The 20,324-nt window shown below is 73.4% G+C and carries 23 protein-coding genes and 2 pseudogenes; 4 read left to right on the top strand and 21 right to left on the bottom strand.

Annotation, left to right across the window (positions count from 1 at the left end):
* Positions 1-40 precede the first annotated feature (40 nt).
* Both HB370_RS32290 and HB370_RS32285 read left to right on the top strand, forming a co-directional pair.
* A complete protein-coding gene (locus HB370_RS32290; protein WP_030789233.1) occupies positions 41-862 on the top strand; it encodes a class I SAM-dependent methyltransferase in 822 nt (273 codons plus the stop codon).
* A 43-nt stretch (positions 863-905) separates the two neighbouring features.
* On the top strand, positions 906-1,076 hold the full coding sequence (locus HB370_RS32285) for a hypothetical protein (protein ID WP_030605834.1): 171 nt from the start codon (positions 906-908) through the stop codon (positions 1,074-1,076).
* Positions 1,077-1,097: 21 nt separating this feature from the next.
* Here HB370_RS32285 and HB370_RS32280 read toward each other — a convergent pair whose 3' ends face one another.
* From HB370_RS32280 to HB370_RS32220, 13 genes and pseudogenes are all read right to left on the bottom strand, one after another.
* Positions 1,098-1,379 carry a gas vesicle protein K gene (locus tag HB370_RS32280; RefSeq protein WP_030789236.1) on the bottom strand — a complete coding sequence of 94 codons (282 nt, stop codon included), beginning with the start codon at positions 1,377-1,379 and terminating at the stop codon, positions 1,098-1,100.
* A complete protein-coding gene (locus tag HB370_RS32275) occupies positions 1,376-1,603 on the bottom strand; it encodes a gas vesicle protein (RefSeq protein ID WP_030789239.1) in 228 nt (75 codons plus the stop codon). Before HB370_RS32275 ends, HB370_RS32280 begins: the two co-directional genes overlap by 4 nt.
* Positions 1,600-2,424 carry a GvpL/GvpF family gas vesicle protein gene (locus HB370_RS32270; protein ID WP_030789242.1) on the bottom strand — a complete coding sequence of 275 codons (825 nt, stop codon included), beginning with the start codon at positions 2,422-2,424 and terminating at the stop codon, positions 1,600-1,602. Before HB370_RS32270 ends, HB370_RS32275 begins: the two co-directional genes overlap by 4 nt.
* The gene (locus HB370_RS32265; RefSeq protein WP_030789245.1) at positions 2,421-2,756 is read right to left on the bottom strand and encodes a gas vesicle protein; all 336 of its coding nucleotides are present in this window, start codon (positions 2,754-2,756) and stop codon (positions 2,421-2,423) included. The genes HB370_RS32270 and HB370_RS32265 overlap by 4 nt, the downstream gene beginning before the upstream one ends.
* Positions 2,753-3,916: an SRPBCC family protein gene (locus HB370_RS32260; RefSeq protein ID WP_030789248.1), complete on the bottom strand. Its 1,164-nt coding sequence runs from the start codon at positions 3,914-3,916 to the stop codon at positions 2,753-2,755. The genes HB370_RS32265 and HB370_RS32260 overlap by 4 nt, the downstream gene beginning before the upstream one ends.
* Positions 3,913-4,539 carry a hypothetical protein gene (locus tag HB370_RS32255; protein ID WP_030789251.1) on the bottom strand — a complete coding sequence of 209 codons (627 nt, stop codon included), beginning with the start codon at positions 4,537-4,539 and terminating at the stop codon, positions 3,913-3,915. Before HB370_RS32255 ends, HB370_RS32260 begins: the two co-directional genes overlap by 4 nt.
* Complete coding sequence (locus tag HB370_RS32250) at positions 4,536-4,799, bottom strand: gas vesicle protein GvpG (RefSeq protein WP_030789253.1); 264 nt, start codon at positions 4,797-4,799, stop codon at positions 4,536-4,538. Before HB370_RS32250 ends, HB370_RS32255 begins: the two co-directional genes overlap by 4 nt.
* A 29-nt stretch (positions 4,800-4,828) precedes the next feature.
* A complete protein-coding gene (locus HB370_RS32245) occupies positions 4,829-5,599 on the bottom strand; it encodes a GvpL/GvpF family gas vesicle protein (RefSeq protein WP_030789256.1) in 771 nt (256 codons plus the stop codon).
* Complete coding sequence (locus tag HB370_RS32240; protein WP_030789259.1) at positions 5,596-6,018, bottom strand: gas vesicle structural protein GvpA; 423 nt, start codon at positions 6,016-6,018, stop codon at positions 5,596-5,598. The genes HB370_RS32245 and HB370_RS32240 overlap by 4 nt, the downstream gene beginning before the upstream one ends.
* A 64-nt stretch (positions 6,019-6,082) precedes the next feature.
* Positions 6,083-6,490 carry a gas vesicle protein gene (locus HB370_RS32235; RefSeq protein ID WP_030789262.1) on the bottom strand — a complete coding sequence of 136 codons (408 nt, stop codon included), beginning with the start codon at positions 6,488-6,490 and terminating at the stop codon, positions 6,083-6,085.
* Between the two features lie 44 nt (positions 6,491-6,534).
* Positions 6,535-6,723, bottom strand: a pseudogene (locus HB370_RS32230) (ATP-dependent DNA ligase); the annotation flags it as partial.
* Positions 6,724-6,839: 116 nt separating this feature from the next.
* Positions 6,840-8,687 (bottom strand): transketolase, encoded by a 1,848-nt coding sequence (locus HB370_RS32225; RefSeq protein WP_030789275.1) that lies wholly within the window; start codon positions 8,685-8,687, stop codon positions 6,840-6,842.
* Positions 8,688-8,777: 90 nt separating this feature from the next.
* Positions 8,778-9,077: pseudogene (locus tag HB370_RS32220) on the bottom strand (FAD-dependent oxidoreductase); the annotation flags it as partial.
* Between the two features lie 223 nt (positions 9,078-9,300).
* Between HB370_RS32220 and HB370_RS32215 the strand changes: the two are divergent.
* Positions 9,301-10,257 carry an LLM class F420-dependent oxidoreductase gene (locus tag HB370_RS32215; protein WP_030789282.1) on the top strand — a complete coding sequence of 319 codons (957 nt, stop codon included), beginning with the start codon at positions 9,301-9,303 and terminating at the stop codon, positions 10,255-10,257.
* Positions 10,258-10,263: 6 nt separating this feature from the next.
* On the opposite strand, the gene HB370_RS32210 is transcribed toward HB370_RS32215, so the two are convergent.
* Positions 10,264-10,686 carry a phage holin family protein gene (locus HB370_RS32210; RefSeq protein WP_030789285.1) on the bottom strand — a complete coding sequence of 141 codons (423 nt, stop codon included), beginning with the start codon at positions 10,684-10,686 and terminating at the stop codon, positions 10,264-10,266.
* A gap of 80 nt (positions 10,687-10,766) precedes the next feature.
* Here HB370_RS32210 and HB370_RS32205 point away from each other — a divergent pair, with 80 nt between their 5' ends.
* Positions 10,767-11,117: a VOC family protein gene (locus HB370_RS32205; protein WP_030789288.1), complete on the top strand. Its 351-nt coding sequence runs from the start codon at positions 10,767-10,769 to the stop codon at positions 11,115-11,117.
* Between the two features lie 6 nt (positions 11,118-11,123).
* On the opposite strand, the gene HB370_RS32200 is transcribed toward HB370_RS32205, so the two are convergent.
* The 7 genes from HB370_RS32200 to HB370_RS32170 form a co-directional block, all read right to left on the bottom strand.
* Entirely contained in the window at positions 11,124-11,669 is a 546-nt protein-coding gene (locus HB370_RS32200) for a GNAT family N-acetyltransferase (protein ID WP_030789291.1), read from the bottom strand.
* Positions 11,670-11,686: 17 nt separating this feature from the next.
* Positions 11,687-12,610, bottom strand: coding sequence for an LD-carboxypeptidase (locus HB370_RS32195; protein WP_030789294.1), 924 nt, complete (start codon positions 12,608-12,610; stop codon positions 11,687-11,689).
* On the bottom strand, positions 12,607-14,574 hold the full coding sequence (locus tag HB370_RS32190; RefSeq protein ID WP_030789296.1) for an LpqB family beta-propeller domain-containing protein: 1,968 nt from the start codon (positions 14,572-14,574) through the stop codon (positions 12,607-12,609). The genes HB370_RS32195 and HB370_RS32190 overlap by 4 nt, the downstream gene beginning before the upstream one ends.
* A 3-nt stretch (positions 14,575-14,577) precedes the next feature.
* Positions 14,578-15,882, bottom strand: coding sequence for a M20/M25/M40 family metallo-hydrolase (locus HB370_RS32185; RefSeq protein ID WP_030789298.1), 1,305 nt, complete (start codon positions 15,880-15,882; stop codon positions 14,578-14,580).
* Complete coding sequence (locus HB370_RS32180; protein WP_030789301.1) at positions 15,875-16,708, bottom strand: M55 family metallopeptidase; 834 nt, start codon at positions 16,706-16,708, stop codon at positions 15,875-15,877. The genes HB370_RS32185 and HB370_RS32180 overlap by 8 nt, the downstream gene beginning before the upstream one ends.
* A 71-nt stretch (positions 16,709-16,779) precedes the next feature.
* Positions 16,780-17,499 (bottom strand): class I SAM-dependent methyltransferase, encoded by a 720-nt coding sequence (locus tag HB370_RS32175; protein ID WP_030789303.1) that lies wholly within the window; start codon positions 17,497-17,499, stop codon positions 16,780-16,782.
* Between the two features lie 102 nt (positions 17,500-17,601).
* Entirely contained in the window at positions 17,602-20,061 is a 2,460-nt protein-coding gene (locus HB370_RS32170; RefSeq protein ID WP_030789305.1) for a SpoIIE family protein phosphatase, read from the bottom strand.
* Between the last annotated feature and the right edge of the window lie 263 nt (positions 20,062-20,324).

Here is a 20,324-nt window from a genome sequence, read left to right as displayed (position 1 = left end):
CGGGTACGGCCCGTCCGCCACGAGGGGAAGGGGTACGGCCATGCCGGAGGCACAGGAGACCGCCGTCTACACGCACGGGCACCACGAGTCGGTGCTGCGCTCGCACACCTGGCGGACCGCCGCCAACTCCGCGGCCTATCTGCTCGGCTCCCTGAAGCCCCACATGAGGATCCTGGACATCGGCTGCGGACCGGGCACCATCACCGCCGACCTGGCGGAGCTGGTCCCCGACGGCCATGTCACCGGCGTCGACCGGGCGCCCGGCGTGCTGGAGCGGGCCCGGGCCACCGCCGCCGGCCGGGGGCTGGCCAACGTCGACTTCGCGGTGGCCGACGTCCACGCCCTGGACTACCCGGACGACACCTTCTGCGTGGTCCACGCCCACCAGGTGCTCCAGCACGTGGGCGACCCGGTGCGGGCGCTGCGCGAGATGCGCCGGGTGACGAAGCCGGGCGGGTTCATCGCCGTACGCGACGCGGACTACGCGGCGATGACCTGGTACCCGGCGGTGCCGAGGCTGGACGACTGGCTGGACCTGTACGAGCGGGTGGCCCGGGCCAACGGGGGCGAGCCCGACGCCGGGCGCCGGCTGAAGGCGTGGGCGCTGGCCGCCGGACTGACCGACGTCACCGCCACCACCAGCACCTGGACCTTTGCCACCGCCGAGGAGCGGGCCTGGTGGAGCGGGCTGTGGGCCGACCGCACCCTGGCCTCCGCGTACGCCGACCGGGCGGTCCAGGGCGGTCATGCCACTTCGGAGCGGCTGCGGGCGGTGTCCGAGGCGTGGCGGGAATGGGGGCGGTGCGAGGACGGCTGGTTCGCCGTTCTGCACGGGGAGATTCTGTGCCGTAAAGAAGCCTGATTCGCGGATTTCTGGAAACCAGATCCGCAGGAGGTTTCACACTATGGTTCCCATTCTGCTGGTTCTGCTTCTGGCCCTTGTTCTTTTCGGCGCCGGATTCGCGGTGAAGATACTCTGGTGGATCGCCCTGGCGGTGCTGGTCCTCTGGCTGCTGGGTTTCGTGGCCCGCGGCACGACGGCCGGCGGCGGCAGGGGGCGCTGGTACCGGTGGTGACATGACGCCCCGGCCGGTTTCCTAGTCGCGGGGCAGCAGCGGTCCGAGCGGCCCGAGGTCCAGGTTCAGGTCCTCGGGCCGCAGTCCGTAGCGGTCGCGCAACTCGGCCATGCGTTCCTCGAGGAGCATCAGCGTGAGCCCGATCCGCTCCTCCTGCTCCTCGGTCAGCTCGCCGGTGTCGAAGCGGCGCACGGCCTGCCGCTCCATGAGCTGGCGCAGCAGTTCCACCACGGTCAGCACCAGTTTCACCAGGTCGCGCTCGACCGTGTCGGGTTCCAGGTCGAGCCGGTTGCGCGAAGTCACAGGGCCTCCTCGGACGGCTCGGCGGGCCCGGCGGGCAAGAACCGGGGCTCGAAGGGCGAGGGCACCGCCGCGTTGACGGAGCTGATCAGCGCGTTCAGGTCGATGCGGACCAGGTCGACGTCCGCGATCCGCAGGGTGATGTCCCCGGTGATGACGACTCCGCCGGCCAGCAGCCGGTCGAGCAGGTCGACGAGCGCGATCTCGCGCCGTTCGACAACGGTCACGGCACTTCCTCCCCCGCGTCCGCCACGCCCGCGCCTTCCGCGGTGCCCCCGGTGTCCCCGGTGTCTCCCGTGAACGAATAAGCGGCCCACGGGCCGGTCAGTTCCACCCGGAATCCAGGCTCCTCCTCCTTCGTGTGGTCCACCAGTTCCACGAATTCCTCGGAATGGGCCCGGGGCACCAGATAGGCCGCGTTGAGCACATTCAGTCCCGACTCCCGGGAGAGCGCGGAATTCTGCGGAGGGTGCAGCCGGAAATCCTCAGCGCGTGCCGAAAGGCGTTCGTGCAGCGCGTGGGCGAACCGCTCGGCACGCTGCCAGGTCTCCTCCTTCGCCTGACCGCGCGCGCGTCGCTGCCGCAGGTAGTCGCGGCCGCTCGCGGGCTTCTCCGGGGCGGCGGGCGCCGCCCCGGCCGGTTCGGCGGCCGCCTCCTCGGCGTACACCTTCACACCCCATTCCACCCGGCCGTCGAGCCGGTCGAGCAGGGCGCGGAAGTGGTCCTCGCGGGCCTCGATCATGACGCGTACGGCGCTGTCGTCCCGGAAGACGGTGGCGAGCCGCAGCGGCAGCGGGGTGGTGACCGTGGTGAGCGCGTCGACCACGCCCTGGTGGGCCCGGGCGGTCGCCGCGAGCCAGTCCAGGTCCTCCAGGTGGGCCTTGAGGGCCTCCTCGCCGAAGTCGGCCTCCGGGACCGTACTGACCACGGCGACCAGCCCGTGGTGGTGGAGCAGGCCGGCCGGGGCGCCGGCGACGCCCGTCAGCTCGGCCTGCAACGGCGTCACGAAGGGACGGCAGACGGCGTACACGTACCGCAGTCCGGTCATGGGGCCTCCTTCGGGGCGCGGCCCGGCTCCAGTTCCTCCAGCCGGGCGAGCCGTTCACGCAGCTCGGCGTTCTCCCGGGCCAGCTCGTCCCGGCGGGCCCGGGAGGACAGGGCGGGATCGCTCTCCCACCAGTCGATCCCCATCTCCTTGGCCTTGTCCACCGAGGCGACGATCAGGCGCAGCTTGACGGTGAGCAGTTCGATGTCGAGCAGGTTGATCCTGATGTCGCCCGCGATGACGACACCCTTGTCGAGCACCCGTTCGAGGATGTCGGCGAGGTTGGCCCCCGATGCCTGTCCGTACGGTTCGGGCAGGCGGCCCGGTGTCGTCATCGACCACTCCCGCGCCCGGTGTGCCCGGGTTCCTCTTCCTCGTCTGCCTCGTCCGCCTCGTACTCCTCGTACTCGTCGTAGGCGCCCTCCTCGCCCTCTTCAGGCTCCTCGCCCTCTTCGGGCTCCTCGCCCTCTTCAGGCTCCTCGGGCTCCTCCGGCTCCTCGTCCTCCTCCTCGTACCCGGCCTCGTAGGGCTCCTCTTCCTCTTCCTCGTCCTCGTACCCGGCCTCGGGCTCCCGGGCCGCGTCCGCGGACGCCTCGGGCTCCTCGCCCTCGTCCCCGGACTCCCGGTCCCGCTCCTCCTCGGCCACGGCGTCCTCGTGGCTGCGGACCACCTCGCCGTCGCGGATCTCGCCGCGCCAGGCGTCCTCCGCCTCTCCCTTGAGGGTGATGAAACGGGCGAAGTTCTTCAGGTCCAGCCTGGCCCGGCGGCCCTGGGCGCGCCAGATGTTGCCGGTCTTCTCGAACAAGCCGGTCGGGTAGTACTCCATGACCAGCAGCACCCGGGTGAGGTTCTCCTCCAGCCGGTGGAAGGAGACCACGCCCTTGGTGGTGCCCTTGGCGCCCTCGGAGGACCACTGGATGCGGTAGTCGGGTATCTGCTCGGTCGTCTGCGCCTTCCAGCTGCGGGAGGACCAGAAGATCTTCGCCTGCCAGTCGGAGTGGGTGTCGTCGGAGCGGCTCGCGCTCTTGACGCCCTTGGCGAAGGTGCTGAAGCTCTGGTACTGCGTCCACTGGTCGTACGCGGTGCGCAGCGGCACGCCGACGTCGACGGACTCCATGATGACGGTGGGCTTCCTGCCCGCGCCGCCCTTCTTGCCCTTGCTTCCCCCGAGGTTTCTGACCGCGTCCACCACGCTGTCCTTGGCGCGGGAGGCGCCCAGTTCCAGCGCGGAGCGCAGCGGTCCCTTGCCCTCGGCCAGCTTGCGGCCGCCGTCCAGGGCCAGCTTGGCGAAGCCCGGGCTGTTGCCCTCGGCGATGTCGTTGAGCCGGACGGTGGTCTCGCCGAGCTTGCGGCCGGCACCGGCCAGCAGCCGCTCGGCCTGCGCCATCAGATAGGCGCGGGCCTCCTCCTTGAGCCGGTCGGCGGCCTCGCTGTGGGCGAGGTCGGTCAGCGGGCCCGAGGCCTTGGAGGCCGTGGAGCGGAGGGTGTCGGTCATCGGTCATCGCCGCCCTTCGAGTGCCGGCCGACGGCGCCGCGGGCGGCCTGCCCGGCCCCTGACGTGCGCTTCGCCGCCGTCTTGCCGGCCGCGCCGGTCTTCCTGGTCGCTCCCTTGCCGGCGGCGGACAGCGGCTTCTTGGCCGGCTTCCGCCCGGCGGGAGCCTTCTTCTGGGGGGCCTTCCGCTCGGCGGAGCCCTTCTTTGAGGCCCCTTCCCCTTCGGCGGACCCCTTCTCCGGAGCCTCTTCTCCCTCGGCGGACTCCTTCTCCGGGCCCTCTTCCCCTTCGGCGGTCTCCTCGCCGGAGCCGCCGGACAACTGGTCGCGCACCTGGTCGGTGCGGCTGTGCAGCCGGTCGGCGAGCGAACTCATGCGCCGCTCGACCATCGCACCGGTGGCCGCCTTGCCGACGCCCCGCAGATCCTGGCGCAGCTGGTCCCCGATCTCCTGGAACTGCGGGTTGTTCTTCAGCTGCTGGTTCACCACGTCCGCGAGCGTCTTCGGGCTGAGGTTCAGCTTCTTGCCGGCCACCAGGGAGCCGACCGCGAGCGCCATCTTCAGCTTCTTCGTACGGCCCAGCAGATATCCGGCCCCTACGGCGAGGCCCAGTGCCGTTCGGTTCATCGTCCCGTCCCGTTGCCTGTCGTGTCGCCGGAGTGCAGTGCCGTCTCCAGCCGGTCGAGCAGTTCGTCCTCGCGCCGGTCGAACTCCTCCTCGGTGATCTCGCCCGCCTCGAGCTGCTCTTCGAGGCGGGCGAGCTCGGCCCGTACGGTGGCGGGGTCGTAGTAGATCCGTTCCGCCTCGCGGAGCACCTGCCTGACGGCCCAGCCGGCGCCGCGCACGGGGGCGAGCGGCAGCATCAGCACTTCGCCTATCAGTCCCATGGTGTTCTCCTTCCGTCGGGCCGGGAGCGCTAGCGCGCGCCGGCGTCCGCGCCGGTCGTGGTGCCGGCGGGCTGGGCCGGGCCGGGGTCGACGAAGCTGTACGGCGGCAGCGGCCCGTGGACGCTCAGGTCGAGGTGGGGGTGGCTCTGGCGGACCTCCTCCACGGCGGCCAGGAAGCGCTCGGCCGAGTCGCGTGGCACGAGGTACGACACGTTCAGCAGCCAGCCGGTGGACTCGGGGCCCACGCTGATCGCGCTCGCGGCCGGTGCCAGCAGGTCCCGTACCTGTTCGGCGTCGTCGGACTCCTTGGCCTTGACCAGGTGGGCGACCAGTTCCCCGAGGCGGATCTTGTCGTCGTAGCTGCCTCCGCCGGCGCGGCGGTTGGCCTCGGCGAGAGCGCGTGCCTCGGTGTTCTCGGCCATCACCAGGTGCAGCACGGCCTCCTCGACATGGGTGGCCTTGACGTTGTACTCGACCTTGCCGTCCAGCTCCCGCAGCCGCTCGGCGTAGTGGTCCGCCCGCTCGGTGAGCACCTGGACCACCGCGTCGTCGTCCGTGGCGACGCTGCCGAACCGCATGGGCAGCACACAGCCGCCGGCCCCGGCCTCGGCGAGTACGTTCTGGTGCGCGAGCAGGTCGCGGCGCTTGGGGCGCAGGTCCTCGGGTGCGTCGCTGACCACGGCGGCCAGGTCGCCGGCCGTGAGGACGCGCACCGTCCGGGCGGGCTCCCCCACCCCGGTCATGCCCTCGGGCAGCGCCGGGTGCGACCGGGTGGTGATGCCGTAGACGTAGGTGCTCACTCCTGCTCCTCCTTACTGCGCGACGGAGCCTTGCGGGCACGCGGCCGGGACTCGGCCTCCCCTTCCTGGCGGGCCTGGTTGAAGGCGTCGGATATGGTCTGGGCGGCACCGGACAGCGCGCCCTTGGACTTGCCCCGGGCGCCCTTCTCGGTGACCTCGCCGACGATCTCGGGCAGGCCGGGGCTCTTGCGCGGACCCGCCTCCAGGTCCAGGCGGTTGCACGCCTCGGCGAAGCGCAGATAGGTGTCGACGCTGGCCACGACGACTCGTACATCGATCTTCAGGATCTCGATCCCGACCAGGGAGACGCGGACGAACGCGTCGATCACGAGCCCCCTGTCGAGAACGAGCTCGAGCACGTCGTAGAGGCCGCTGCTGCCGCCTCCGCCTCCGGTCTGCTGTGCCGGAACAACAGTCATGCCGGCGATTCCTCCTCGTGCCTAGTAGGTGCACGGTGTGGACGGTCGGGCGCGTGCGGTGGGCTCAGCGGCCCCCGCGGGCGTCGGCCCTGCCGCGTTCGTAACGGCGGACGCGCCGGTATCCGGTCAGCTGCCCCTCGGGGTCCAGCTCGACCTGGTAGCTCGCCATCAGGCTCATGGTGTCGGGCACCCGGGCGAGTTCCAGCACCTCGACCTCGACGGACCAGCCGTCCTCGGTCTGCTCGAAGGAGGAGACCGTCTCGGGGACGAGCCCGGTGAGTTCGGTGAGCTGGGCGCGCGCCTGGCGCAGTACCTCCATGGGGGTCGGCCGGCGGCCGTCCGCGTCGTTCTGGTTCCGTTCGTTCCGCACGGAGTCGTGCGAGTCGTTCGTGTCGTGCGTATCGTTCGTGTCGTGCGAGTTCTGTGATTTCCGTGAACTCTGTGTATTCGGTGTGCTGTTTGTGTTCGACATGGCCACCTCTCCCTGCGTGTGGCCGTTCCTCCCTTGGCCAAACCTCAGGAGCGCATGTCATCCAGGCGGCGCCGAACCGGACCGAGGGAGCGGCCCCGCCGCGGCAGGCCGGCCCACGGCTCGGTACGGGCCTGCTCGACGGCGTCGGCGAGGGTCCACCGGCGGGCGCCGGGCTCCGGATCGTCCACCTGCTTCCAGGCTAGGGGCACGGCAACCGGGGCGCCCGGCCGGGCGAGCTCGCCCTCGGGGTACCCGGGCGTGCCGTCGCGGCCGGGGAAGAGGACCTTCCCCGGCCGCTCGATCTCCACCGCGCGCCGGCCCGCCCGGACCGTCCGCGCGGCGCCGTGGCTCATCGCACGACCGCCTCCTCGACCAGCAGCCGGGCCGCCGCCGCGATGCCGACGGAGTCGATGCCGGCCGCGTGCAGCTGCTCGTCCGGGGCGGCCGAGCCCGGCATGGTGCGCACCGCCAGCCGGACCAGCCGGGGGGCCGGCCGGCCGTCGCCGAACACCTCCGCGACGGCGTCCCCGAGGCCGCCCTCCGGGTGGTGGTCCTCCACCGTGAGCAGGCAGCCGGTCTCCTCGGCGGCCCGGCGCAGGGTGGCGGCGTCGACGGGCTTGACCGAGTACAGGTCGACGACCCGTACCCCGATGCCCTCCTCGGCGAGCCGGTCGGCGGCCGTCAGCGCCTCGGGCACGGTCACCCCGGCCGCGACGATCGTCAGCCGGTCGGCGTCGCCGGAGCGCAGCGTCTTGCTGCCGCCGACCGGGAACTCCTCGTCCGGGCCGTAGATCACCGGTGTCTTGCCGCGGGAGGTGCGCAGGTAGCGGATGCCGTCCAGCCCGGCCATGGCCGCGACCAGCCGGGCCGTCTGGTTGGCGTCGCACGGGTAGAGCACCGTGGAGCCGTGCACGGACCGGAACATCGCCAGGTCCTCCAGGCCCATCTGGGAGGGCCCGTCCTGGCCGATGGCGACACCGGCGTGCGAGCCGACCAGGTTGATCCCGGAGCCGCTGATGGACGCCATGCGCACGAAGTCGTGGGCGCGGGTGAGGAACGCGGCGAACGTGGCGGCGTACGGCACCCAGCCCCGCGTGGCCATGCCGACCGCGCTGGCGACGAGCTGCTGCTCGGCGATGTAGCACTCGAAGTAGCGGTCGGGGTGTTCCTTGGCGAACTCCTCGGTGCGGGTGGAGTCGCCGACCTCGCCGTCCAGGGCGACGACGTCGCCGCGCGCGGTGCCGAGCGCGGCCAGGGCCTTGCCGAAGGCGTCCCGGGTGGCGGCCTCCTCGCCCACCTCGTAGTGCGGCAGCCGGACCGCCTCGGTGGTGAGGGAGCGCAGCGCGGCGGCGACCTGCGGTTCGCTCACCCGGACCCGCAGATCACGCTGCCCGCCGAGTTCGGCGATGGCCTCCTCGGCCTCGGGCAGCGGCTTGCCGTGCAGTCCCTCGCGGTCCTCCACGGCGGCGACGCCCTTGCCCTTGAGGGTGCGGGCGAGGATCGCGGTGGGCTGCCCGGCGGTGGACAGCGCCTCCCCGTAGGCCCGGTCGATCTTGTCGATGTCGTGCCCGTCGATCTCGATGGTGTGCCAGCCGAAGGCCTGGAAGCGGCGGGCGTAGGCGTCCAGGTCGTGGCCGTGCCGGGTGGGGCCGCGCTGGCCCAGCCGGTTGACGTCCACGATGACGACGAGGTTGTCCAGGTTCTCGTAGCCCGCGTGTTCGGCGGCCTCCCACACCGAGCCCTCCGCCAGCTCGCTGTCGCCGCACAGCACCCACACCCGGTAGCCGGTGCGGTCCAGCCGCTTCCCGGCGAGCGCGATGCCGACGCCGACCGGCAGGCCCTGGCCGAGCGAGCCGGTGGCCGTCTCCACCCAGGGCAGCCTGCGGGGCGTCGGGTGGCCCTCCAGCCGGCTGCCGAGCTTGCGGAAGGTGACCAGTTCGCCGTCCTCGATGGCGCCGGCCGCCTTGTACGCGGCGTACAGCAGCGGGGAGGCGTGTCCCTTGGACAGCACGAAGCGGTCGTTGGCGGGGTGTTCGGGGCGCTCGAAGTCGTAGCGGAGGTGGTTGGCGAGCAGGACGGCCAGCAGATCGGCGGCGGACATCGAGGACGTGGGGTGTCCCGATCCGGCGGCGGCGGACGCCCGCACGCTGTCCACGCGCAACTGCTGTCCGAGTTCGGCGAGTTCGTCGGTGTTCATGAGTCTCCTCGGTCTCCTTACGGGTCTGCTGGGGCCGGCTCCGGTCCGTCCGCGGGTTCAGCCGGCCGTCTCGGGGCCGTCGGCGGAACCGATCCGGCCCGTGCCGCCCTCGGGGTCGCGGTAGCGCACGGACTGCCCGTCCAGGTCGACCTCCTCGGCCTCGCCGAGGACGAGCCGCACTCCGCGCAGCGTGCCGGGCAGCGACACGGTGACCAGGCGGGCCTCCAGGACACCGGCGGCGGCCTGCGGCAGCAGCGGCGGGTACAGGAAGTGGTCGGCCGGGTCGACGAGCGTGATGTCGGCGCGGTTCCGGGTGAGCCGGACCAGCGTGCGGGCGGCCCGGTACCCGGCGAAACCGGCGCCGACGATCACGACGCGGGGTCGGCTCACGGTGCGCCTCCGGCGGTGCGGCTGGTCCGAGGTCTTCCGCGTAACCGGGGCCGGGACGGCCAAACGCCGGGCGGGTCACCGTTGCGCCGTCCGGGGCGACGGGTACGCGGCCGCGCATCCGGCCGCCCGCGCGCCCCCGCCCGCGCTCCGGCGGCGTTTCGCGCGGGCGTGCCCGGTTACCCGGCCCCACCTGGACCGGTGTCAGCCTCGCGGAGGTTTCCCCATGCCCGAGTACGGCTATTTCCTGGCGGCCGAGGAACACGACCCCGCGGCCCTGATCGAGCAGGCCCGGATGGCCGAGCAGGCCGGGTTCCAGGCGCTGTGGATCTCCGACCACTACCACCCGTGGAACGACGAGCAGGGCCAGAGCGCGTTCGTGTGGTCGGTGATCGGGGCGCTGTCGCAGGCGGTGTCGCTGCCCGTCGAGACGGCCGTGACCTGTCCGACCGTACGGATCCACCCGGCGGTGCTCGCCCAGGCCGCGGCGACCAGCGCGGTGCTGACCGAGGGCCGCTTCCGGCTCGGCGTGGGCACCGGCGAGGCACTCAACGAGCACATCCTCGGCGACCGCTGGCCCCCGGTGCGGGTACGGCTGGAGATGCTGGAGGAGGCCGTCGAGGTGATGCGCCGGCTGTTCACCGGCGAGGAGGTCAGCCACCACGGCAAGCACTACACGGTGGAGAACGCCCGCCTCTACACCGTCCCGGACGAGCCCGTCCCGATCGACATCTCCGCCTTCGGCCCCAAGGCGCTCTCGCTGGCCTCCCGGGTGGGCGACGGCTTCATCACGATGACGCCGGACCAGGAGATGGTCACCCGGTTCCGCGAGGGCGGCGGCGGGACGAAGCCGGTCAGCGGCGGCACGAAGGTCTGCTACGGCACCGACCGGGACGCGTGCGTCCGTACGGTGCACCGGCTCTGGTACAACGAGCTGCTGCCCGGCGAGATGGGGCAGGTGCTGCCCTCGCCCCGGCACTTCGAGCAGCTGCACGAGCTGGTCACCGAGGACATGGTGCGGGAGAAGGTCGTGTGCGGGGACGACGTCGACCAGCACGTGAGCACGCTGCGGGCGTTCGCCGACGCCGGGTTCGACCGGGTGTACGTGAACCAGATCGGCCCGGATCAGCGGGGGTTCTTCGACTTCTACCGGACGAAGGTGCTGCCTCAGCTCGCCGGGTGAGCGGTGTCAGGCCCTGTGGTGCGGGACGTCCGGCGGGGTCTGGGGCATCGGCGGGTACGGCATGCCCAGGCCCGTCGGCGGGGCCCCCGGGGCGGTGCCGCCCACGACACGGTGCGGGGGGTGCGGGGTGTGCCGGCCGTGGGCCGCGCCGCGCAGGACGTACGCCACCACGCCCAGCAGCGCCGCGGTGAGCAGGGCCGCGGCCCAGCCGGGCAGCCCGGACGCCAGGGCCAGGCCCACCGCGAGGGCCACCGCGCCGCCCGCGTACAGGGCGACGGCGCCCGAGGCCGCGTACAGCAGGGCGGTGCGGCGCTGCCTGCGGGTCTGCTCGCGCAGTTCGTCGCGTACCGTCTCGCGGGCCACCTGGGCCAGTTCCTCGACCAGGTGCCGGTCCAGATGATGTTCCAGGTTTTCCGAACGGTTGTTCATGCCCTGCGGGTACCCGTCCCCCACAGCGGGTAACGCGGGGGCCGTGCACGCCCCGGGCGGCCCCAACTAGGCTCGTCCGCATGGAGATTCTGGGCGCTTCGCTGCGCATCTGCGTCGACGACCTCGATACCGCGATCCCCTTCTACGAGCAGCTGACCGGCGGCAGAGCGCTGCGCTTCACGCGCGGCGGGGTCGAGGTCGCCGCGGTCGGTTCGTTCCTGCTGATGAGCGGCCCCGAGGAGGAACTGGAGATCCTGCGCAAGGTGGCCGCGACGATCGCGGTGAAGGACGTGGAGGAGGCCCACCGGCTGCTGACCGGGCTGGGCGCGAGGATCGTCGCGGGACCGGTGCCGACGCCGGTGGGCCGCAATCTGCTGGCGGTGCACCCGGACGGGTCGGTCTTCGAGTACGTGGACCAGCAGCGGGGCTGAGCCGGTTCAGCCCCGCATCTCGGCGGTCAGGGCCCAGCGTTCGTGGTCGCGCCAGGCGCCGTCGACGTGGATCATCGCGGGCGAGAAGCCTTCCAGGCGGAACCCGGCGCCCCGGGCGAGGGCGATGGAGGCGGCGTTGCCCGGCTGGACGTTGATCTCCAGCCGGTGCAGGCCCAGCGGCCCGAACGCGTACCCGATCACCAGCTCCAGGCCCTCGCGCATCAGGCCCCGCCCGGCCGCGTGCGCGAAGGCGCCGTAGCCGAGGGCGCCGCATTGGAAGCCGCCCCGCACGATGTTGTTGATGTTGATGAAGCCGGCGATGTCCCCGCCGTCCCGCTCGCACACCAGGAAACCGGCCCGGGCCGGATCGTCGATCAGCCGGCCGGCGTAGTCGGCGTACGCCTCGTCGGTGTCCGGCGGGAACAGCCAGGGCCGGTGCAGGTCCTTGCTCTCCCGGGCCCGGGCGGTGAACTCGGGACCGTCTTCCAGTGTGAAGGGCCGGATGCCCACGCGGGGGCCTTCGGCGAGGTACCGGGACGGGGGATGCGCCATCGGCCCAGCCTACGGCGTCAGCGCAGGGCCGGCTCGTCCAGGGTGAGCGTGCCCGCCTCCGTGTCCAGGGTGGCGGCCACCCCGAGCGGAACCGTCAACGCCCCCTCGCAGTGGCCGAATCCGACGTTCTCGGCGACCGGGATCCCGAGCCCGCCGAGCCGGTCGGCGAACAGGGCCCGCAGCTCCTCCTGGCCGGCGCAGTCCTCCCAGGAGCCGAGCAGCACCCCGCGCACCCCGTCCAGCCAGCCGGCGCGCAGGAGCTGGGTGAGGCAGCGGTCCAGCCGGTAGGCCGGCTCGCCGACGTCCTCCAGGCACAGCAGTCCGCCGCGCGCCGAGGGCCGGGCGTGCGGGGTGCCGAGTTCCGCGGCGAGCAGGGACAGGCAGCCGCCGAGGGTGACGCCCCGGGCCCGGCCGGGGACGAGGGCGGTGCCGCCGAAGGCGAGGGTGCGGACGGTCTCGGGCGCGAACAGGGTGGCCCGCAGGTGCTCCTGGGCCCGCTGGTTCTTGATGAAGTCGGCACCGGCCGCCACCGGCCCGTGCAGGGTGACCAGTCCCAGCCGGGTGGCGATGGCCTCGTGCAGCGCGGTGACGTCGCTGAAGCCGATGAACAGCTTGGGTCCGGCCGCGCGCAGGGCGTCCCAGTCGAGCAGGTCGACCATGCGCTGGGCGCCGTAGCCGCCGCGGGCGCACAGCACCGCGTCCACGGCCGGGTCGCACCAGGCGTTCCGGAAGTCGGCGGCACGGTCGGCGTCGGTGCCGGCGAGATAGCCGAACCCGGGGTGCCGGTCCAGCGCGTGGGGGCCGGGCACCGGGTCGAGGTCCCAGCCGCGCAGCACGTCCAGGCCGGCCTGGAGGCGTTCCTCGGGTACCGGCCCGCTGGTGGCGACCACGGCGACCCGGGCGCCCGGGGCCAGCCGGTGCGGGCGGACGAGTTCCTTCACGAAGACAGCTCCAGCTTCGGTACGGGCGGCGTCGGGTCCAGCCCGAACACCTGGGTGTACAGCGACAGTTCCGCCTCCAGGGCGCGGATCATGGTATCGGCGCGGCGGAATCCGTGGCCCTCGCCCCCGAACGTGAGGTAGGCGTGCGGTACGCCCCGGCCGGCGGTCCGGGCGAGCAGGCGTTCGCACTGGGCGGGCGGGCAGATGACGTCGTCCAGGCCCTGGAGCAGCAGGAACGGCACGGTGAGCCGGTCGGCGTGGGTGATCGGGGAGCGTTCGGCATACCGGTCGGGGACCTCGGCGAGCGGGCCGATCAGCGACTCCAGGTAGCGGGACTCGAAGTCGTGGGTCTCGCCGGGGCCCCAGGCGGTGAGGTCGAGCACCGGGTAGCGGATGGTGCCGCAGGCGTAGACGTCGGTGGTGGTCAGGGAGGCGGCGGCGGTCCAGCCGCCGGCGCTGCCGCCCCGGACGGCCAGCCGGGCGGGGTCGGCGGTGCCCTCGGCGGCGAGGGCGCGGGCGACGGCCGCGCAGTCCTCGACGTCCACCACGCCCCACCGCTCGCGCAACCGCTCCCGGTAGGCGCGGCCGTACCCGGTGGAGCCGCCGTAGTTCACCTCGGCGACGCCGATGCCCCGGGAGGTGAAGTAGGCGATCGTCAGGTCCAGCACGAGCGGGCTGCGGCTGGTGGGGCCGCCGTGCGCCCAGATGACGTACGGCGGCCGTTCGCCGTCGGGCGCGGTCCGCGCCGGGTGGTGCGGCGGATACACGTGGGCGTGCACCTCGCGGCCGTCGGGCCCGGCGAAGGTGCGCACCTCGGGCCGCGGGTAGTAGGCGGGGTCGACGGGGTCGCGGTGGCGGGCGCCGGCCACCCGGGCACGGCCGGTGACGGTGTCCAGCTCGACCACCTCGTACCCGGTGTGCGGGCCGGCGCCGACGGTGACGACGCGCTGGCCGTGGACGGCGAGGGTGGGGGCGCACTCGGTCCAGGGTCCGGCGGCGTCGACGATCTCGCCGGTCTCCGGGTCCAGTATCCCGAGCGCGGCCGGTCCGCGTCCGTGCAGGACCGTCAGCAGGCCGTTGTCCAGCGGCGCGAACCAGCGCAGCCCGAGCTGCCACAGGGGCCCGCCGAACTCCTCCTCGCGGGGGCACAGGAGGGTGCCGTCGCGGTAGAGCTGCCACCAGCCGCCGCGGTCGCTCGCGTACAGCAGGCGGCCGTCCGGGGCCCACTCGGCCTGGCAGACGGACTCGTCCGGGCCCCCGGCGACCGTGCGGACGCCGGTCAGCCGGCCGTCGCCGGTCACGTCGGCGACCAGCAGTTCGGTGCCGTCCCAGGGCATCCGCGGATGGTCCCAGCCGATCCAGGCGGCCCGCCGACCGTCGGGAGAGAGCCGGGCGCCGGTGACGAACCGGTGCCGGGGCGGGGCGAGTTCGCGTACGGCGGCGCGGTCGGCGGCGGCCGAGCCGTCCAGCGGTACGGCGGCCAGGACCCGCCGTACGTCGTCCGGCCCGTCCCCGGTGTGCTCCTCCAGCACGCACCACACCTCGCCGCGGGCGAGGTCCACGCGGGGCTCGGCCCAGCGCAGGCCGCCGCCCACCGGGGAGAGGGGGGTGAGCGGAACGGGCTCGGCGCCGGGCTCCCAGCGGTACAGCCGCTGGTCGGCGAAGTGCGCGAACACGACCAGCGGCCGGCCGTCGGCCACCACCCCGGTCCAGGGCCGGCCGCCGTACTCGACGACCCGGCTGCGGACGTTCCACGGCGCGGGCAGCACGGTCTCCTCGGCACCGTCGGCGCGCCGCCGGACCAGGGCCCGCCGGCCGCCCTCGGCGGGCCGGGGCTCGGTCCACCAGATCTCGTCGCCGACGAACCCCACCCAGTCCGGGTGGCCGTCGTGCGCGGCGGCGAGCGCGGCGGTCACGGGCGAGGGCCAGGATCCGTACGGCGCGGTGCGCGTCTGCTCCCCCATCGGCTAGGCCGCCCTCAGGAAGCGGTCCAGGACGCGGACGCCGAAGCGCAGCGCCTCGACGGGCACGCGTTCGTCCACGCCGTGGAACAGCGCCGGGTAGTCGAAGCCGGCGGGCACCCTCAGCGGGACGAATCCGTAGCCGGTGATGCCGAGCCGGGAGAACTGCTTGGCGTCGGTGCCGCCGGCCATGCAGTACGGCACGACGTGCGCGCCGGGCGCGAACTCCTCGACGGCGGCCCGCATTCCGGCGAACAGCGGGGAGTCCACCGGTGCCTCGAGCGCCACTTCGCGGTGTGCGAACTCCCAGTGGACGTCCGGTCCGGTGAGCCGGTCCAGGGTGGCGGCGAACTCCTCCTCGGTGCCGGGCAGATAGCGGCCGTCGACATGGGCGACCGCCTCGCCGGGGATGACGTTCAGCTTGTAACCGGCGTCCAGCATCGTCGGGTTGGCGCTGTTGCGGACGGTCGCCTCGACCAGCCCCGCGGCGGGGCCGAGCTTCTCCAGCAGCCGGTCCACGTCGGTGCGCCCGGCTTCGATGCCGTACAGCGCGGCGAGCGCGTCGAGGGCGGCCCGCACGGTGGGGGTGAGGCGCGTCGGCCACTCGTGTTCGCCGATGCGGGTGACGGCGGCGGCCAGCCGGGTCACCGCGTTCTCCCGGTTGACCTTGGAGCCGTGCCCGGCCCGGCCGCGCGCGGTGAGCTTCAGCCAGGCGGTGCCCCGCTCCCCCGCCGCGATCGGGTAGATCTCCCGGCCGGAGCCGTCGTGGAAGGTGAAGCCGCCCCCCTCGCTGACGCCCTCCGTGCAGCCCTCGAAGAGTTCGGGGTGCCGGTCGGCGAGGAACCCGGAGCCGTCCTCGGCGCTGGCCTCCTCGTCGGCGGTGAAGGCGATGACCAGGTCCCGGCGGGGCCGTACGCCCTGCCGGGCCCAGGAGCGGACCACCGCGAGGATCATCGCGTCCATGTTCTTCATGTCGACGGCGCCCCGCCCCCACACCATCCCGTCCCGGATCTCCCCGGAGAACGGCGGCACGCTCCAGTCGGCGGGTTCGGCGGGTACGACGTCCAGGTGGCCGTGGACCAGCAGCGCGTCGGCGGACGGGTCGGTGCCCTCGATCCGGGCCACCACGTTGGTGCGGCCCGGGGTGCGTTCCAGCATCAGGGGCTCCAGGCCGGCCCCGACCAGCCGTTCGGCGGCGTACTCGGCGGCCGGCCGCTCCCGGCAGTCGCCGCCGCCCCGGTTGGTGGTGTCGATACGGATCAGGCCGGAGGTGAACTCCACGACCTCGTCGAGTGCCTGCGGGTCAGCCATACTGCTCCTCCACGGCGGCGGAGGCGATCGTGGTGACCGCCTTGAACGTCCTGATGCCCTCGTACATGGTGGCGCTGGTGTACGCCACCTTCCGCTCGCCGGTCCGCGCCACGCCGGGGACGACGGTGGCGGCCTGGGCGAGATGCTCGGCGTCGAACTCGACGGCGACCGTGAACGGCCCGGCCTCGGCGGGTTCGTGACGGACCGCCAGCAGGGCGGCCTCCTTGGCGGCGGCGCGGATGTCGGCGGCGGTCCGGGCCGGGGTCCGGCACACGGCCGCGTACCGGGACACATGGTCCTTGACGGCCACCTTCGGTGCCTCGGGCGCGTACCCGAGGGCGTCCTCGCAGGCCACGTCGTCGCCGGTGACGAGGACGACCGGGACGCCGTACTCGGCGACGACGTGGGCGTTGAGCAGACCCTCGCTGGCGCGGACGCCGTTCAGCCACACCCCGGTGATCTGGTTGGCGAGGTAGGTGTGGGCGAGGACGCCCTCCATGCCGGCGCCGGCGTGGTAGCCGACGAAGGCGATGCCGTCGACGTCGCCGTGCTGGACGCCCTCCACCATCGACAGCGCCTTGTGCCGGCCGGTGAGCATCTCCACCCGCTCGTCGAGCCGTTCCAGCAGCAGGTTGCGCATGGTCCAGTGGGCCTCGTTGACCAGCACCCGATCGGCGCCGCCGTCGAAGAAGCCCTCCGCGGCGGCGTTCACGTCCGAGGTGAACATCGAACGGCACCGCTCCCACTGCGGCGTCCCCGGCAGCACGTCGGCGGGCCAGGTGACGCCCGTGGCCCCCTCCATGTCGGCACTGATGAGGATCTTCATGCCGTGTCACGTTACGCGCCGGGCCGCCCCCTGGCCACGACCCCGGCGGGGAACGCGGTGCCCGAGTCCGGTCAGGCCCGGGCGAGGACGAACCAGCGGGCCGGCAGGTCGATGCGGGTGCCGTCGGGGAGGTACTCGGTCTGCGGCAGGGCGGTCTCGCCGTCGGCCAGGACGGTGAGGCCGGCCTCGGCGAGCAGGCGCGGGATCTCCTCGTCGGGGGCGGCGGCGGGCTTGAGGCCGTGGTGGAAGACGCGCCGGAGCTTGGGCGGCGGGCCGGCCGGGCCGGCGGCGGCGCGGCCGAGGACGTCCCGGGAGGCGGAGGTCAGCTCGACCACGAAGGCACGGCCCTCGGTGCCGATGATCTCGGCGACGGCGGCGGCCACCGCGGGGCGCGCGGCCGGTTCGCTCTGGTGGATGACGGCCCGCATGTAGACGTGGCTGTCGCCGAGCCGCCGGTGCAGGGCGCGGACGGCGCCGGTGTCGGTGAGGTCGAGCTGCTGGAACTCGACGGGGGCGTCGCCCGCGGCCCGGCGGGCGTGTTCGACGGCCGCGTGCGAGAGGTCGACGCCCACGGCACGGGCGAACCGGGTGGCCAGATAGCGGGTCTGGGTGCCGTTGCCGCAGCCGAGGTCGACGATCGTACGGCCCGGGTCGGCGTGCGGCAGGAGGAGTTCGCTGTGCGGTGCGGCGCTCAGCGCGGGGTCGGAGTCCCATATCGCCTCCCCCCGGGCGCCGGAGGTCTCGCTCCAGTAGCTCTCCCACGCGTCGCGATAGGTGTCCGAGATGTTCATGCGGTCTCCCCACGGGTCGGTTCCGTGATCGGGATATCGCGGCGGACCGGCGCGGGGCAAGGGTCGCGCGGCACGGTTCCCGGCGGGGAGTGTCCCGGCGGGTCAGCGGCCGGTGGTGAGGGCCTGTTCGAACCAGACGGTCTTGCGGTGCCCGGTGGCGCTGGCGCCCCACTCCCGGGCCAGCCGGCTGACCACGCGCAGTCCACGGCCGAACTCGTCCTCGGGGCCGGTGCTCAGCAGGGCGGGCAGGGCGGGTTCGTCGTCGGTGACCTCGAACAGCAGCGCGTCGGTGCGTACGATCCGCAGGCCGATCCGGTCGCTCCCGGCGTGCAGCACGGCGTTGGTGACGACCTCGCTGACCAGCAGTTCGGCGGTCTCCACGGCCTGCGGCAGGCCCCAGTCCAGCAGTTGCCCGCGCACCAGGCGGCGGGCCCGGGGCACCTCGGCCGGTACGGACTCCAGCCGCCACTCGGCGACGTGGTCGTCCGGGATGCCGTTCAGGCGCGCCATGAGCAGGGCGACGTCGTCCTTGCGTCCGCCGCGGGTGTTCAGCGCGCGGATGATGGTGTCGCAGGCGTCGTCCATCGAGGCGGCGGGGTGGGCGGCGGACTCGCAGAGCGCGGCCAGGCCCTCGCCGATGTCGGAGCCGCGCACCTCGACCAGGCCGTCGGTGCACAGCACCAGCCGGTCGCCGGGCGCCACCCTGACCCGGACGGCCTCGAACGGGACGCCGCCGACGCCGATCGGGGCTCCGGTGGGCAGGTCGAGGAGCCTGCTGCCGCCGTCCTCGGCGCGCACCAGCACGGGCGGGATGTGACCGGCGTTGGCGAGGGTCAGCTCGCCGCGGATCGGGTCGTAGACCGCGTACAGGCAGGTGGCGAGGTAGGTGTCGCCGAGCCGGCGGGCCAGGGCGTCCAGGTTGCGCAGGAGCTGGGCGGGCGGGGTCTCCATGGCGGCCATGGTCTGTACGGCGGTGCGCAACTGGCCCATCATCGCCGCCGAGTTCAGTCCGTGACCCATGACGTCGCCGACCACTAGGGCGGTGCGGGAGCCGGGCAGTTTGATGGTGTCGAACCAGTCGCCGCCGATCCTGCCGAGCCGGGTGCCGGGCAGATAGCGGGTGGCGACGTCACAGCCGGCCATCCGCGGGGTGATCTGCGGCAGCATGCTGTCCTGGAGGGTGTCGGCGACGTTCTCCTGGTACGTGTACATGCGCGCGTTGTCCAGCACCAGGCCCGCGCGGGCGGCGAGTTCGGCGCCGGTGGTGCGGTCCATGTCGTCGAACTGCGGCCGGTCGGGGCGGCGCATCAGCACCATGAAGCCGAGGACGACGTTGCGCGCCTTGAGCGGGACGATCAGCAGCGACCGGCCGCCGATGAGCGGCCTGAGGTCGCGCTTCTCGAACTCGCCGGAGATCCGCTCGGACAGCTCGTCGGTGACCCGTGGGACGAGCACGGGCTCGCCGGTGACCATGCACTTGTAGAACGGGGTGTGCTCGGGGAAGGCGAAGGCCTCGCCGACGGGCACGGTGTCGTCCCAGCGGCCGGGTTCGTCGTTGTGCTCGACCCAGACGCGGAACATCACGGTGCTGGCGTCCGGCGGGCCGTCCGGGAAGCCCTCGCCGGCCAGCACCGCGGCGCGCAGGTGGGTGCCGGCGAAGTCCGCGAACCGGGGTACGGCGGCGCTGGTGACCTCGCGGATGGTCTCGCCGAGGTCCAAGGAGGAGCCGATGCGGGAGCTGACCTCGTTCAGGAACTCCAGCCGCTCGCGGACGGCGGCGTACTCCAGGTCCTGCTCGGCGCCGGCCGGGACCGCGACGGCCACGGGCCGGTGCCCGGCCGTCACGGCCCCGGGTACGGCTTCGGCGGTCCTGCGGCCCGGGCGGCGGGGCACGCCCCAGTACGGGGTCACGGGCACCCGTTCGTACTGACTGAACTCCAGGATCGGGTATCCGAGTTCGAGGACCTGGGAGACGATGCGGGCGCTCAGGCCCGGGCCCATGTTGGGCAGGATGTCGGGCAGGCGCCGTTCGAGGTCCTCGGCGGCGGGCAGTTCGGTGTGGCGGGCGAAGCCGGGCGTGATGCGTTCGGCGGTCGCGTCGTCGTGGCCGCGTTCGGCGCGCAGCCGGGTGGCGTCGGCGACGAGCACCAGCAGCCGGGACGGGTCGGGGCCGACCAGCGGGTAGGCCCACCACAGTACGTCGATCCGGTCCTCGGCGCCGGGTCCCTCCGGGTGCGGGCAGAGCCGGGCGCAGCCGGCCCGGGGAAAGCCGCTCTGCCCGTCGAGGGAGGTCTCGAGGTCGGGGCCGGATCCGTCGTACGACGCGGGACCGCCGTGCGGGTCGTCCGTGTCGTGGAGGGCGCCGGAGACGGGCAGCAGATCGGCCGCGGGCCTGCCCACGGCCTCCTCCCGGCCGATGCCGAACAGGCGCCGCGCACCGCTGCTCCAGTGGGACACCAGACCGGCGCGGTCGACGACGACCACGGCCAGCGGGACACGCCCCGCCGCGGTGTCGCCGACGCCGTGCCCGGCGGGCGTGTCCCGCTCGTTGCCACGGTCCATGGCCCAGGCCCTTTCTCCCCACGGCTGTCCGCAAACGATCTGTGCCGCCCGCCACTACGGTAAGGCGGCCGCCGGTCGCGATGTGTGGCAATCCTGGAATTGGGTGCACCGGATGCACCGGCGCACGGCCCGGCGCGCCCCGTGCGCCCCCCGGTCGGGCTACGACTGTTCCCGACGGGCGCCGTGTCCGTGGTCGAACGGTCGCCGTCCACCGGGCCGTGGGCGCCGCCGCCCGGGCCGGGAACGCGTGTCGCGGGTGCCGG

This window comes from Streptomyces sp. DSM 40868 (genome assembly GCF_011820545.1).
GTDB lineage: Bacteria > Actinomycetota > Actinomycetes > Streptomycetales > Streptomycetaceae > Streptomyces > Streptomyces eurythermus.
The sequence above is the reverse complement of the archived record's forward strand: the minus strand, read 5'-3'. Positions and strand labels throughout refer to the sequence as shown.

Bases quoted from the DNA above. Each gene is read 5' to 3' on its own strand.
- HB370_RS32205 (WP_030789288.1), top strand. From the start codon at position 10,767: ATGGAGATTCTGGGCGCTTCGCTGCGCATCTGCGTCGACGACCTCGAT.
- HB370_RS32250 (WP_030789253.1), bottom strand. From the start codon at position 4,799: ATGGGACTGATAGGCGAAGTGCTGATGCTGCCGCTCGCCCCCGTGCGC.
- HB370_RS32175 (WP_030789303.1), bottom strand. From the start codon at position 17,499: ATGAACATCTCGGACACCTATCGCGACGCGTGGGAGAGCTACTGGAGC.
- HB370_RS32265 (WP_030789245.1), bottom strand. From the start codon at position 2,756: ATGACGACACCGGGCCGCCTGCCCGAACCGTACGGACAGGCATCGGGG.
- HB370_RS32180 (WP_030789301.1), bottom strand. From the start codon at position 16,708: ATGAAGATCCTCATCAGTGCCGACATGGAGGGGGCCACGGGCGTCACC.
- HB370_RS32190 (WP_030789296.1), bottom strand. From the start codon at position 14,574: ATGGGGGAGCAGACGCGCACCGCGCCGTACGGATCCTGGCCCTCGCCC.
- HB370_RS32290 (WP_030789233.1), top strand. From the start codon at position 41: ATGCCGGAGGCACAGGAGACCGCCGTCTACACGCACGGGCACCACGAG.
- HB370_RS32260 (WP_030789248.1), bottom strand. From the start codon at position 3,916: ATGACCGACACCCTCCGCTCCACGGCCTCCAAGGCCTCGGGCCCGCTG.
- HB370_RS32170 (WP_030789305.1), bottom strand. From the start codon at position 20,061: ATGGACCGTGGCAACGAGCGGGACACGCCCGCCGGGCACGGCGTCGGC.
- HB370_RS32225 (WP_030789275.1), bottom strand. From the start codon at position 8,687: ATGAACACCGACGAACTCGCCGAACTCGGACAGCAGTTGCGCGTGGAC.
- HB370_RS32235 (WP_030789262.1), bottom strand. From the start codon at position 6,490: ATGTCGAACACAAACAGCACACCGAATACACAGAGTTCACGGAAATCA.
- HB370_RS32285 (WP_030605834.1), top strand. From the start codon at position 906: ATGGTTCCCATTCTGCTGGTTCTGCTTCTGGCCCTTGTTCTTTTCGGC.
- HB370_RS32185 (WP_030789298.1), bottom strand. From the start codon at position 15,882: ATGGCTGACCCGCAGGCACTCGACGAGGTCGTGGAGTTCACCTCCGGC.
- HB370_RS32270 (WP_030789242.1), bottom strand. From the start codon at position 2,424: ATGACCGGACTGCGGTACGTGTACGCCGTCTGCCGTCCCTTCGTGACG.
- HB370_RS32255 (WP_030789251.1), bottom strand. From the start codon at position 4,539: ATGAACCGAACGGCACTGGGCCTCGCCGTAGGGGCCGGATATCTGCTG.
- HB370_RS32210 (WP_030789285.1), bottom strand. From the start codon at position 10,686: ATGAACAACCGTTCGGAAAACCTGGAACATCATCTGGACCGGCACCTG.
- HB370_RS32215 (WP_030789282.1), top strand. From the start codon at position 9,301: ATGCCCGAGTACGGCTATTTCCTGGCGGCCGAGGAACACGACCCCGCG.
- HB370_RS32200 (WP_030789291.1), bottom strand. From the start codon at position 11,669: ATGGCGCATCCCCCGTCCCGGTACCTCGCCGAAGGCCCCCGCGTGGGC.
- HB370_RS32240 (WP_030789259.1), bottom strand. From the start codon at position 6,018: ATGACTGTTGTTCCGGCACAGCAGACCGGAGGCGGAGGCGGCAGCAGC.